At 73.1% G+C, this 11,907-nt stretch carries 14 protein-coding genes; 7 read left to right on the top strand and 7 right to left on the bottom strand.

The genetic code is table 11. The features are described 5' to 3' along the window. Nucleotides 1-15: 15 nt before the first annotated feature. Nucleotides 16-444: an SRPBCC family protein gene (locus ACFW2Y_RS20845; protein ID WP_384881127.1), complete on the bottom strand. Its 429-nt coding sequence runs from the start codon at nucleotides 442-444 to the stop codon at nucleotides 16-18. 69 nt (nucleotides 445-513) lie between these two features. After that, complete coding sequence (locus ACFW2Y_RS20840) at nucleotides 514-738, bottom strand: hypothetical protein (protein ID WP_384881125.1); 225 nt, start codon at nucleotides 736-738, stop codon at nucleotides 514-516. Nucleotides 739-933: 195 nt separating this feature from the next. On the opposite strand from ACFW2Y_RS20840, the gene ACFW2Y_RS20835 reads away from it, so the two are divergent. The 3 genes from ACFW2Y_RS20835 to ACFW2Y_RS20825 all read left to right on the top strand — a co-directional run bounded on the left by ACFW2Y_RS20835 (nucleotide 934) and on the right by ACFW2Y_RS20825 (nucleotide 3,731). Then, on the top strand, nucleotides 934-1,518 hold the full coding sequence (locus tag ACFW2Y_RS20835) for a Clp protease N-terminal domain-containing protein (RefSeq protein WP_384881122.1): 585 nt from the start codon (nucleotides 934-936) through the stop codon (nucleotides 1,516-1,518). Between the two features lie 41 nt (nucleotides 1,519-1,559). Beyond that, nucleotides 1,560-2,591 (top strand): DMT family transporter, encoded by a 1,032-nt coding sequence (locus ACFW2Y_RS20830; RefSeq protein WP_384881119.1) that lies wholly within the window; start codon nucleotides 1,560-1,562, stop codon nucleotides 2,589-2,591. Between the two features lie 174 nt (nucleotides 2,592-2,765). Continuing rightward, nucleotides 2,766-3,731 carry a DMT family transporter gene (locus ACFW2Y_RS20825; RefSeq protein WP_384881117.1) on the top strand — a complete coding sequence of 322 codons (966 nt, stop codon included), beginning with the start codon at nucleotides 2,766-2,768 and terminating at the stop codon, nucleotides 3,729-3,731. A 43-nt stretch (nucleotides 3,732-3,774) separates the two neighbouring features. Here ACFW2Y_RS20825 and ACFW2Y_RS20820 read toward each other — a convergent pair whose 3' ends face one another. Together ACFW2Y_RS20820 and ACFW2Y_RS20815 are read right to left on the bottom strand one after the other, a co-directional pair. Next, complete coding sequence (locus ACFW2Y_RS20820) at nucleotides 3,775-4,419, bottom strand: FMN-binding negative transcriptional regulator (protein WP_384881114.1); 645 nt, start codon at nucleotides 4,417-4,419, stop codon at nucleotides 3,775-3,777. A 22-nt stretch (nucleotides 4,420-4,441) separates the two neighbouring features. Continuing rightward, nucleotides 4,442-5,125: a pyridoxamine 5'-phosphate oxidase family protein gene (locus tag ACFW2Y_RS20815; protein WP_384881112.1), complete on the bottom strand. Its 684-nt coding sequence runs from the start codon at nucleotides 5,123-5,125 to the stop codon at nucleotides 4,442-4,444. 23 nt (nucleotides 5,126-5,148) lie between these two features. Here ACFW2Y_RS20815 and ACFW2Y_RS20810 point away from each other — a divergent pair, with 23 nt between their 5' ends. Then, a complete protein-coding gene (locus tag ACFW2Y_RS20810) occupies nucleotides 5,149-6,483 on the top strand; it encodes an aminotransferase class I/II-fold pyridoxal phosphate-dependent enzyme (RefSeq protein ID WP_384881111.1) in 1,335 nt (444 codons plus the stop codon). A gap of 81 nt (nucleotides 6,484-6,564) precedes the next feature. On the opposite strand, the gene ACFW2Y_RS20805 is transcribed toward ACFW2Y_RS20810, so the two are convergent. Next, nucleotides 6,565-7,554 carry a DMT family transporter gene (locus tag ACFW2Y_RS20805; RefSeq protein WP_384881108.1) on the bottom strand — a complete coding sequence of 330 codons (990 nt, stop codon included), beginning with the start codon at nucleotides 7,552-7,554 and terminating at the stop codon, nucleotides 6,565-6,567. 73 nt (nucleotides 7,555-7,627) lie between these two features. Between ACFW2Y_RS20805 and ACFW2Y_RS20800 the strand changes: the two genes are divergently transcribed. Next, nucleotides 7,628-8,530: a LysR substrate-binding domain-containing protein gene (locus ACFW2Y_RS20800; RefSeq protein ID WP_384881106.1), complete on the top strand. Its 903-nt coding sequence runs from the start codon at nucleotides 7,628-7,630 to the stop codon at nucleotides 8,528-8,530. Between the two features lie 379 nt (nucleotides 8,531-8,909). On the opposite strand, the gene ACFW2Y_RS20795 is transcribed toward ACFW2Y_RS20800, so the two are convergent. Continuing rightward, nucleotides 8,910-9,377: a pyridoxamine 5'-phosphate oxidase family protein gene (locus tag ACFW2Y_RS20795; protein ID WP_384881104.1), complete on the bottom strand. Its 468-nt coding sequence runs from the start codon at nucleotides 9,375-9,377 to the stop codon at nucleotides 8,910-8,912. Nucleotides 9,378-9,453: 76 nt separating this feature from the next. Here ACFW2Y_RS20795 and ACFW2Y_RS20790 point away from each other — a divergent pair, with 76 nt between their 5' ends. After that, nucleotides 9,454-10,134, top strand: a complete 681-nt coding sequence (locus tag ACFW2Y_RS20790; RefSeq protein ID WP_384881102.1) for a cysteine hydrolase — start codon at nucleotides 9,454-9,456, stop codon at nucleotides 10,132-10,134. On the opposite strand, the gene ACFW2Y_RS20785 is transcribed toward ACFW2Y_RS20790, so the two are convergent. Further along, a complete protein-coding gene (locus ACFW2Y_RS20785) occupies nucleotides 10,121-10,522 on the bottom strand; it encodes a Rieske (2Fe-2S) protein (protein ID WP_384881099.1) in 402 nt (133 codons plus the stop codon). The genes ACFW2Y_RS20790 and ACFW2Y_RS20785 overlap by 14 nt on opposite strands. A 205-nt stretch (nucleotides 10,523-10,727) precedes the next feature. On the opposite strand from ACFW2Y_RS20785, the gene ACFW2Y_RS20780 reads away from it, so the two are divergent. Then, nucleotides 10,728-11,813, top strand: coding sequence for an AraC family transcriptional regulator (locus ACFW2Y_RS20780; protein WP_384881096.1), 1,086 nt, complete (start codon nucleotides 10,728-10,730; stop codon nucleotides 11,811-11,813). The last annotated feature ends 94 nt before the right edge of the window (nucleotides 11,814-11,907 follow it).

Below are 11,907 nucleotides of genomic sequence, written 5' to 3'. Positions count from 1 at the left end.
CCCCGGCTTCCCGGTTCAGTCCACCAGGGCGGCCAGCTTGCGCAGGGACTCGCTCAGCGCCGCCGTTGCCGAGTCCCGCAGCCTGCCCGCCATCAGGGAGACGGCCGCGCCGGTGAACTCCCCGTCGATCCGCACCGCCGTCGTGCCGCCCTCCGCCGCCAGGGCGTAGCGCGTGGCGACGGTGACCCCCATCGGGCCCTTCCCCCTGATCGCGAACGCGCGCTCGGTCTCCAACTCCTCGATCGTCCACAGCACCTCGGCGGGGAATCCCATCAGCTTCATGTTCTCCGTGAAGGTGGCGCCCGCTTCCAGGGTGGTCGGACCGCCTCCCGGGAAGTCGGTGTGAGTGGCGTTCCAGTCCCCGTACGAGGGGAAGTCCATGAGTCGTGCCCAGACCTTCCCGACCGGTGCCCCGATCCGTGCCTCCGCAGTGACTTCGGCCATGAGACCACCCCTTCGTGCGTGCCCACTGGGTTCCGGTGTCGCGGAACGTAGCGGGCGGGGCGCGAACATTCAATGATGACGAACAGTCAGCCCCGTGGTCGCGTGGTCCGTCCCGTCACCGAACCACCAGATCTCCGCCGCGTCGAAGCTGTCCGAGGCGCGGGGCGCGCCGTCCTCCTCGTGGCAGTGGAACGCCGCCCAGAACAGATCGGCCGGCAGTGCCTCCCGGGGCGCGTACACCCGGTACACGTACTGCCGTCCGTCGCGTGCGAGCAGTGCCACCATCCAGAACACGTCAGGAGGACGAGCGGAGGCGGAGCCGTGGTTGCAACAGGGGCGTGAGGCAAGGCGGCGCGCGCCCTCAGGGGCTGCGCGTGCGATCTCATCCGCAAGGAGGAGGCGCCGTGCGTCCGTGCCCAACCCCCGTGGGACGCGGAGATGCTCCTTCCCGGTGATGTTCCTGCTGCCCGGGCCTGATGGAGTGGGAGGGTGCACCGTCCCGTCCCGCGCCCCCAGCAGCTCCTGTCCTCCGTCGCCCCGCGCGCGGAACTCGCCCCCCTCCTGACGCCGACGCTCGCGGCGGTCGTTTCGGGTGCGCGTCGCAGGGCGCTCCGTGACGGCGACCGCCAGATCGACACGGCCCACCTCCTGCACTCGCTGGTCGAGTCCGACCCCGAGGTCAGGGCCTCGCTCGAAGGGGACGGCAGGCTCGCGCGCGTGCTCGGCTACCTCGTCCAGCGGTCCATCGGGTATGGGCTGCGCTGGCAGGGGTCGGTGGAGGAATCGGCGGTTCGGCGCTTGCTGCCCGCCGCACGAGGGCCCGAAGCCCCGCACTCCCGCAACTCCTCCTGCTCGCCGGCTGCGACGGCCGCCCTGGAGGGCGCCTTCCGGAGGGCCGCCGAACGCGGCGAGCCGCAGGCCCGCGGGACCGACCTGCTCGCCGCCCTCGCCGTCGATGCCGAGAGCCGCGCCGTCGAGGTCCTGCGCCGTGCGGGGGTCGATCCGGCGGTGCTGGCCTCCCGCATCGACGAGGCGGTGGGCCTGCCGGACGGGGCGCGGTCTCAACAGGTGTAACGGGGGTTACGTGCCTGACGGCGTCCTGTCATGATGACCCGATGCACGCGTCTCAGGGGAGAAGTGCCGGCCTGGGGCTCGCCCTGGCCTCGGCCTTCGCATTCGGTGGTTCAGGAGTGGCGGCCAAGCCCCTCATCGAGGCGGGACTCGACCCGCTCCACGTGGTGTGGCTCCGGGTCGCCGGCGCCGCACTCGTCATGCTCCCGGTCGCCTGGCGCCACCGGGACCTCCTGCGGCGCAGGCCGGCCCTCCTCGTGGGCTTCGGCCTGCTCGCCGTCGCCGGCGTCCAGGCCTTCTACTTCGCCTCGATCTCCCGCATACCCGTCGGGGTGGCCCTGCTCGTCGAGTACCTCGCGCCCGCCCTCGTCCTCGGCTGGGTCCGCTTCGTCCAACGTCGGCCCGTCACGCGCGCCGCAGCCCTCGGCGTCGTCCTCGCCGTCGGCGGTCTCGCCTCCGTCGTGCAGATCTGGTCCGGGCTGAGCTTCGACCTCGTCGGCCTCCTGCTGGCCCTCGCCGCCGCCGGCTGCCAGGTCGGCTACTTCGTCCTCTCCGACCAGGGCGCAGACGGTGCCGAGCAGGCCGATCCGCTCGGCGTCATCGCGTACGGACTGCTCATCGGCGCGCTCGTCCTCACGCTCGTGGCCCGCCCCTGGGGGATGGACGGGAGCGTCCTCGGTGGCCGCGCCGACATGAACGGGGTCAGCGTGCCCGCGTGGTTGCTCCTCGGGTGGATCGTGCTGGTGGCCACCGTCCTCGCCTACGTCACGGGGGTCGTCTCGGTGCGCCGGCTCTCCCCCCAGGTGGCGGGCGTGGTGGCCTGTCTGGAAGCGGTCGTCGCCACCGTCCTGGCCTGGGTCCTGCTCGGCGAACACCTGGGTGCGCCGCAGATCATCGGTGGTGCGGTGGTCCTCTTCGGAGCGTTCATCGCCCAGTCCTCGACGCCGAAGGCGTCCCCCTCCGGACCGGTGGCCGGTTCCGGGACGGAGGCGGCCACCGGGCACGATGCGCAGGTCGGTTCCGCAGCAGAGGGGGGACGGGAACCGGACTTGTCGTCCGGGCGGGCCGCGTCCTAGGGTGCGCACCATGCATTCGACCGTGCTTCCGCCTCCCGCCGCCTAGCGCGCGCGGAGGCCTCTCCGACGAAGACCGGGCTCGGCCGGGCGGTTCCTCGCCCCCGAGCGGTTCGTCGCTGCCCGCGCGCGGAGCCAGCGACCATCCCTCCCTCCTGTCTTCCACGGAGAACCCACGTGTCGAACTCCTCGGGATCCGCCCTGCCCATCGGGCGGAGCCTCCTCTACCTCGCCGTTGCCGGCATCGCCTGGGGCACGGCCGGCGCCGCAGCCTCCCTGATCTTCCGCATCAGCGACATGGGCCCGCTGGCCCTCTCCTTCTGGCGCTGCATCTGCGGACTCGTCCTGTTGCTCGGCGCGCTGGCGCTGCGGCCCCGGCGCACCACCGCCCGTACGCACCCGGAACCGCGTGGCCGACGGGTCGCCCGCATCCTCGGCACCGGGACCGGCCTCACCGTCTTCCAGAGCAGCTACTTCGCCGCCGTCGAGGCCACCGGTCTGGCGGTCGGCACCGTCGTCACCCTGGGGGCGGGCCCCGTCCTGATCGCGGTCGGCGCCCGGATCGCCCTGGGGGAGCGCCTCGGGTTCGGTGGGGTCACCGCCGTTGCCGGGGCCCTCGCCGGCCTCTTCGTCCTCGTCCTCGGTGGCGGGACAGCAGAGGTGCGGCCGTTGGGCGTCGTCCTCGCGGCCGTCTCGGCGGCCGGATACGCGGCGACCACCCTGCTCACCAGGTGGCTCGGTCGCTCCGGCGGCGGCGCGGACGCCCTGGCCACGACCACCTGGGCCTTCGCGATCGGGGCGGTCGGCCTGCTGCCCGCGGCGCTGGCCGAGGGGCTCGTCCCGCACTCCGAGGCGCCGGTGGCCCTGGTGCTGTTGATCGTCTACATCGCAGCGGTGCCGACCGCGCTCGCCTATGCGCTGTACTTCGCCGGGGCCGCCGTGGTGCGGGCCGCCACGGTTTCCGTGATCATGCTCTTGGAGCCGGTGAGCGCTGCCCTGATCGCGGTTTCGCTGCTCGGGGAGCGGTTCACCGCCGCGATCGTGCTCGGCACCCTGCTGCTGCTCGCCGCCGTGGCGGGCCTCGCCTTCGCAGAGGCCAGGACCGCGGCGGAGGAACGGAGGGCGGAGCCCGTCGCGGTGTGACGCGACCGGGGGCGCAGGCTTCGGTGTCCGGCGCCCTCGGGCCTCATCCGTTCGTGCGGCGGCGCTGCTGGTGGGCCCGGGCGCGCAGGTCTCCCGGCCCGGCCCGCTCGGCGAGCCGAGCCGAGACGCGGTCCTGGACCTCCTGCGGCTTGTTGCCCGCGTACTTGAATTTCGCCCGTACGTCGACCACTTCCAGTTCCAGCCCCCGGATTCCCGACAGCAGGCGGCCGAACGGGGCTCCACCCGGTGCAACCGCCGCCGTGCCGCCCTCCGGCTGGAAGTGGGCGACCTGGCGGTTGAGGAGCGCCGCCTTCTCCTCGGCGGTGTCGACCGGGTGCGCGGTGCAGCGCAGTTGGACGGCCGTGTAGTACGAGGTCGGGGTGCCGTGCTCGGCCGGAGCTCCTTCGGGGGCCGTCCAGTGGCCCGGCACGTGGACGTAGTCGTCGATCACGCTCAGGAGCACCGTCGGGTTCGTCTCCAGGGCGCGCCAGAGCGGGTTGGGCCGGGCCAGATGCGTGATGACGCGGCCGAACGGGCCGGGCTCGGGGTCGTACCGGAAGTGCGTCGGCTGCACCCACGGGGGCTCGCCGGGGGCGCCGTTCACGGCGAGGTGGCCGAAGTCGTGCCGGGTGAGCCAGCCGCGCCATTCCTGCTCGTCGCGGGCGGCGTCCCAGGGGTGGATCAGCACGGCCGGTGTCTCCTTCCCCGGCTCAGCGCGCGGTGAGGTAGTCGGGCAGAGCGATGGCCGGGTCGAGGTCGTCGGCGGGGATCGGCGTGCCGTAGCCGCCCTGCACGGGGATCACGCCGGACCAGTGCGGCAGGTCGAGGTCCTCGGCGTCGTCGCGGGGGCCACCGGTGCGGACCTTCGCCGAGACCTCGTCCAGGTCGATCCGGACCACGGCGGTGGCGGCGAGCTCCTTGGCGTTCGCGGGGCGGGAGTCGGCGGAGCGGCCGGGGACGACGTGGTCGACGATGGCGTCCAGGGCGGTCCGCCGTTCTTCGGCGTCGGTGACCTGGTGGGCGGTGCCGTGGACGACGACCGAGCGGTAGTTGATCGAGTGGTGGAAGGCGGAACGGGCGAGCACAAGGCCGTCGACGTGCGTGACGGTCAGGCAGACGGGCAGGCCCGGGGCCGCGACTCCGTCGCCGGCCGCGCGCAGCGGCCGTGAGCCGGTGGAGCCGTGGACGTAGAGGCGTTCGCCGACCCGGGCGTAGAGCGTGGGGAGGACGACGGGGGCTCCGTCACGGACGAAGCCGAGGTGGCAGACGTGGGCCCCGTCGAGTATCGAGTGGACGAGGGTCCTGTCGTACGAGGCGCGGTCGCGGGAGCGGGTGGGGACGGTCCGCTCGGTCGCGGCGTACGTGTCGATGGTGGCGCCCATTGCCTTCTCCATTGCACTAGTGCAAAATCATGTTTGTGCTAGGAGAATATCGGATCGAAGGTCGTCGCGCATCGGAGATCGCCGCCAGCGTCGAGCGCGGAGTGGGGTCGGGCTCCCTGGAGCCCGGTCAGTCCCTGCCGCCGATGCGGGAGCTGGCGATCGTGCTCGGGGTGAACCCGAACACCGTGGCCGCCGCCTACCGCACCCTGCGCGAACGCGGGGTCATCGAGACGGACGGGCGGCGCGGCAGTCGAGTGCGCCCCCGCCCCGCCACGACCGCGCGCGGCTCCCTCCGCGTGGAGGTGCCCGCCGGGGTCCGGGACGTGAGCAAGGGCAACCCGGACCCGAACCTGCTGCCGCCCCTCGGTGAAGCCCTCGCAGAGGTGGCCCGGCACTACGCCGAGCGGCCCGGGCTCTACGGAGAGGCCCCGGTCGACGAGGAGTTCGGCAGACTGGCACGCGCCGCCTTCGACGCGGACGGCGTACCCGCCGGGCCCGTCGGGGTCGCCTCCGGTTCCCTCGACGCCATCGAGCGGGTGCTCGTCGCCCGCCTCAGGCCCGGCGACGCCGTGGCCGTCGAGGATCCGGGATGGGGGAGCCTCCTCGACCTCGTCCCCGCGCTCGGGCTGCGCCCGGTGCCCGTCGCGGTCGATGACGAGGGCCCGTTGCCGGAAGGGGTCGAGCGTGCGATCCGGGAGGACGGGGCACGCGCGGTGATCATCACCGACCGGGCGCAGAACCCGACCGGCGCCTGCGTCACCGAGGCGCGCGCCCGGCGGTTGCGGCGGATCCTCGTCGCCCATCCCTCGGTGCTGCTCGTGGAGGACGACCACGGGCAGGGCATCGTCGCGCACCCCCTCCACCCACTGGCGGGCGCCACCGAACACTGGGTCCTCGTCCGTTCGGTGGCCAAGGCGTACGGGCCGGACCTGCGGATCGCCGCCTTCACCGGGGACGCCGAGACCGTGGACCGGGTGCTCGGGCGCCAGGGCCTCGGCCCCGGCTGGGTCAGCAAACTCCTCCAGCGGGCCGTCGTACACCTCTGGGACACGGATGCGGTCGACCCGGTCGCCGTTGCGCGCGCGTACGACAAGCGGCGGGACGGGCTCGTGCGGGCCCTGGCGCGGCGTGGTGTCGAGGCGCACGGGCGCGGCGGCATGAACGTCTGGGTGCCGGTCCCCGATGAAACGGGCGCGTTGTCCCGGCTCCTGGCCGCCGGCTGGGCGGCGGCGCCGGGCGCCCGTTTCCGCATGGAGACGGGGCCGGCCGTCCGGCTGACCGTCTCCTGCCTCTCCGCCGCGGACGTCGACTCCCTGGCCGGTGCCGTCGCCCGCGCGGTGGCGCCGGCGCCACCGCGAAGTTACGGATGAGCCCCGGCCTGCTCGTGCCCGCGAGGTCCTCCTCCGGCCGGGCCGTGCCGGGGTGCGGGGTCGGGCGGATCCGTCGCCGGCTCAGACGCGGGTCGCGGGCCGGCGGTCGGCGGGAGGGGGCGCGGTCGGGACCGTCGTCGGGCGGGAGGCGCGGCCGGAGGTGCGGGTCTGGGTGAGGGCCGCTCCCGCCAGGACCACGACCGCGCCGACGGGGGTGTTCCAGGTGAGGCCCTCGTCGAGGAGGGCGACGCCCGCCGCTGTTGCGATCACCGGGATGAAGTACGTGACCATGGCGGCCGTCGTGGGGCCGACCTCTGCGACGATGCCGTACTGGAGGAGCATGGCGTACCCGGTCCCGAGCGCGCCGAGCGCGATCACGGCGAGCAGCGGCAGCGGCTCCACCGATGTGGGCATCGAGGTGAACAGGGGTGTGACCACGGCCAATTGGAGAGTGGCAAGCCCCACCTGGGAACCGGCGAGCGAGAGGTTCGAGGCGCCGGTGCCGCTCAGGGTCCTGCGGACGTAGATCCAGCCGACCGCGTAGCTGAGGGCGGCGAGCAGGGCGAGCGACGTGCCGGTCACGTCGAGGCCGGAGAAGCCCTGCCAGGCGCCGAGCACGGTGAGCACGCCGATGAAGCCGATGCCCAGGCCGACCGCCCGCACCCGGTTCGGGCGGTCCTCGGAGAGCGCCACGAGGGAGAGCAGCATGCCCCAGAGCGGGGTCGTCGCGTTGCAGATGCCGGCCAGGGTCGAGGGGATCGTCAGTTCTGCGTACGCGAAGAGGGAGAACGGCAGTGCGTTGAGGAGGAGGGCGGCGACCGTCAGGTGCCCCCAGACGCGGGTCCCGCGCGGCAGCCGGTCGCGCTTCACCAGCACGGCGACGGCGAGCACCGCCGTGCCGAAGAACAGTCGTCCGAAGGTGACCTGGAGGGGGGCGAAGCCTTCCGTGCCGACCTTGATGAAGAGGAAGCTGAAGCCCCAGACGAGGGCGAGTGCGCCGAACCGGACGCGCCAGTCGAGCGGTCGGGACGGAGCGGCGGAGGGCGGGGAGGACGGGCCGGGGGTGCTCATGGACTCAGGGTGACGGGCCCGATGTCTTAGAACAAGCGAGAATTCCTCGACCTCTTTGCTTAGCATCTCTTACATGTTGAACCTTGAGCGCCTCCGCACCCTCGACGCGTTCGCACGGCACGGCTCGGTCAGCGGTGCGGCCGACGGCCTGCACGTCACCACCTCGGCCGTCTCCCAGCAGCTGTCCAAGCTGGAGCGCGAGGTCGGGCAACAACTCCTCGCCAAGAACGGCCGTGGCGTGCGCCTCACCGACGCCGGACTGCTCCTCGCCGAACACGCCGCTCGCATCCTGTCCCAGGTGCAGATGGCCCAGGCCGACATCGAGGCCCAGCGCGGCCAAGTGGTCGGCGAGGTGAGGGCAGCGGCCTTCCCGACGGCGGCCCGGGGGCTCTTCCCCGCCGCGCTCGCCGCCCTGCGCGAGGGGCATCCCGACCTCCGCGTCCGCACCACGGAGCTGGAGCCCGAGCAGGGGGTGCGTGCGGTGCTGCGCGGGGATGCGGACCTCGCCCTCGTCCTGGACTGGAGCAACAAGCGGGCCCCGGTGCCCGGAGGCCTCGAACGGGCCCACCTCCTCGACGACACCGCCGATGTGGCCCTGCCGGCCGGACATCCGCTGGCCGGGCGGGAATCAGTGGGCCTGGAGGACTTCGCAGACGAGGAATGGGTGTCCTGGCCCGAGGGCGAGTTCTGCCACGACTGGCTGATGTTCACCCTTCGCTCGCAGGGCATCGAACCCCGCATCGGGCATCTGGCGGGTGAGCACCACACCCAACTGGCGCTCGTCGCGGCGGGGCTGGGCGTGTGCGTCACTCCTCGGCTCGGGCGGCCGGTACCGGAGGGCGTGGTCTTCGTGCCCGTGCGGCAGAAGGTGCGGCGCCACATCTACGCCACCTGGCGCAGCGATGCGGGTCGGCGGCCCTCCGTGCGGGCCGTCGTCGCCGCGCTGCGGGCCGTGGCGGGGGCACCGGGGGCTTGAGGCGGAGCGTCGCGAGCCCGGCGGGCCGGGGTGCTCTCGGCGTTCGCGAATCGAATGGCCGGTCGTCCAGGCGGCGGTGAGCGCGAGGACCATGACCGTGCGGGCGAAGCCGTCCATCCCGGTCCCGAGGCGTGCGGCGAAGGCGACCTACACGCCGAGACGGAGGGCAAGCCGGGGGAGCCGAAGGGCGTGCCGCGTGCTGCGAAGAACAGTGCGAAGGACGGGCGATCGCCCTGCGCACCGCCGAGCCCGGCGCCCGCTTCCGGGACCTCCTCGCCGCAGAGAGCAGGGACGGAAGGGGGAGCGGGGCGGTCGGGCCGGCGCGGTGCCGCCCGAGGAGGGGCGGGGAGAAGTCCCGTGGCGGCGGGTGTCCCACCGGTCAGAGGTCGGCGAGTTTGCGGAAGTCCCAGGAGGCGACGGCATCCGGGGTCAGCCGCAGCCAGGCGTGCCGACCGTCGTGTGGCAGGGCGTCCAGGCCGAAGTTCTTGGTGGCGAAGAGCTGCTCGGGCAGGTCGAGTTCGGGGCACGGGGCACCGGTCCGTGGCGCCTCGCCGACGAAGACGGCCGTGCCCGACAGCTCGACGCCGCGCAGTTCTCCGTACTCCTCGCCGTCGTCCACCACGACGGCGATCCTCGGGTCGGCGCGGAGTTCAGTCCAGCGACGGCTCCGGGTCAGGGAGTACAGCCACAGCGAGCGTCCGTCCCAGGCGAACCACAGCGCGCTCACGTGCGGGCGGCCGTCGGCGGCGACGGTCGCGACCCGGCACGTGCGCTGCTCGGCGAGGAAGGAGTCGAGCTCTGCCGGGGTCATCATGATCCGACGGCCACGGCGCTGTGCAACAGTCATCGTCCGCACCCTTCTAGCTTTCTGATGAAACGTCAGAAAGCATGGAGGGTCATTCGTGCGGGTGCAAGGGGAGGCCATGGGGCAGAGCGCGAGAGAACGACTCGGGGAGCAGGTCCGCCCGGGCGGCGGAGTCGTCCTGCTCACCGTCGAATGTCAGCAGGGCGTCGTCGGCCCCCGCAGTGCCCTGCCCGAACTGGCTGACGTCGCCCGTGCGTCGGGCGCCCTGCGGAACGTCGCCCGGCTGGTCGCTGCTGCGCACGCGGTTGACGTCCAGGTGATCCACGCCGTCGCCGAACGGCGGCCGGACGGGCGGGGCGCCAACACCAACGCCCGGCTCTTCACCGCCGCCGCCCGGCTGCCCGTGCAGCAGCACAGCGGCAGCACGGCCGTACGGATCGCCGAGCCCATACCGGTCGCCGAGCAGGACCTGGTGGTCCGGCGACTGCACGGTCTGTCGCCGCTCGCCGGCACCGACGTCGATCCGCTGTTGCGCAACCTGGGCTGTCGCACGCTGATCGTCACCGGGGTCTCCGCCAACGTGGCGGTGCCCAATGCCGTCTTCGACGCGGTGAACCTCGGGTACGCGGTCGTCGTGCCGGCGGACGCCATCGCGGGCGTGCCGGCCGACTACACCCGCGCCATGATCCGGCACACCTTGGCGCTCGTCGCCACCGTCACCGCCACCGACGAGGTCCTGGGGTGCTGGAAGTCCCCGGGAGCTTCCGGGCGTTCGGGGAGTCCCGTCAGCCGCGGCTGATCTCCCCGGCCACCACCTGGATCGGCTCCGGTGGCAGCGGCGCGGTCGCCGGGCCGGACTTCACGCTGCCGTCCGACACGTCGAACTTGCTCTGGTGGCAGGGGCAGACGATGACGCCGTCCTGGACGGCGCTGACGGCGCAGCCCGCATGGGTGCACCTGGAGGAGAAGGCCTTGAACTCGCCGGCCGTGGGCTGGGTGATGACCAGGCCCTTGTCGGCGAGGACCTTGCCGCCGCCCACGGGGATGTCCCCGGTCCGTGCGAGCGCGCTGCCGTCCTGCTCGGTGTTCTTGGTGTCGTCCGCGCCGCCCCCGCAGGCGGCGAGCGCCGCCGTCAGGCCCGCGCCGCCCGCCGCCGCGACCACCGTCCGGCGTGCCACTCCGCTCATGTGCTGCCCCTCTTCGCTCGACGTGCTCGATCACTGGTGTGCCGGCATCCGACGGTACGGCTGTGAGCTGTGTCCCGTTCACAGCTTGCACACTTCGACAGCCTTACAGTTCTTAGTAGAGTGTCGGAACCTGGACAACCTTCAGTGAAAGTGTCTAGCTCCGGTGCGTCCGGGGCCTGGCGAGGCCGGAACGGAGGCGGTGCGGATGTCGACGGAGACCATGCGCATTCCGGCGCGGACGGGCGTCAGCTCCCATCACGTGCGGGCCGTGCTGCTCGGCGCCGAACGGCGTGGAGTGGCCCCCGGGCCGCTCCTCGCCCGTGCCGGACTGTCCACCGAGCTCCTGGAGGAACCCCGGGCCAGAGTCCCGGCGGAGCAGTTCGGGCGGCTCGTCAGGATGCTGTGGGCCGCGCTGGACGACGAGTTGATCGGTTTCGGCGGCGCTCCCAGCAAGGTCGGCACCTTCGCGATGATGGCCCATGTCGTCGTCCACGGCAGCCAGGACCTGCGCGAGGCGCTCCGTCGTGCCCAGACCTTCTACTCCCTGTTCCCCGCAGGGCCGAGCTTCCGACTCCTGGAGCCCGGTGCGGGCGGACCCGACGAAGCCGGGCTGGAGTTCGACGTCTCCGGGTACGACGACCCCGTCCACTTCGGTGCCGAGTCCACCGTCCTGGTGGCCCACCGCTTCGCCGGCTGGCTGGTCCGGCGTCGCATCGGTCTGCGGCGGGTCGAGTTCGTCCACTCCGAGCCCCGGCACGCCCATGAGTACGCGCTGCTCTTCGGGGCGCCCTGCGTCTTCGGCGCCGAACGGACGGTGGCCGTCTTCGACCGGGCGGACCTCGACGAGCCCGTGCTGCGGGACGCGGCCGCACTGAAGGCCTTCCTCCACCGCGCTCCGGCCGACGTGCTGGTCTGTGCCGACTACGGCACCACGACGGCCGGGCGGGTGCGGCACCTGATCGGCCGGGCGCTGCCCGCCGGGCCGGTGCCGACGCCCGAGCAGCTCGCCGACCGGCTCTCCTTCAGCCCGCAGACCCTGCGGCGCCGGCTGGCCGCCGAGGGGACGACGTACCAGCGGCTCCGCGACCAAGCGCGGCGCGACCACGCGATGGCCGAACTGGCCGGGGGACGGATCTCGATCGAGCGGCTCTCGCGGCAGCTGGGCTTCTCCGAACCGAGTGCCTTCCACCGGGCGTTCAGACGCTGGACCGGTGAGACCCCCCGGGCCTACCAGGCCCGTCCCGAGGGGGCGGCCGACCCGTCCGGGTGCCCCGGCGGTCAACAACCCTGAGCGGTACGGTCACGGTCGCCGTCCAGCACCCGCCCTACCGTCCCGCCATGACCACCATCGAACGGCTCGGCGCCGCACCGCCGTCGGGTCGCCC

It is taken from the genome of Streptomyces sp. NPDC058877, from assembly GCF_042742855.1.
GTDB lineage: Bacteria > Actinomycetota > Actinomycetes > Streptomycetales > Streptomycetaceae > Streptomyces.
The sequence above is the reverse complement of the archived record's forward strand: the minus strand, read 5'-3'. Positions and strand labels throughout refer to the sequence as shown.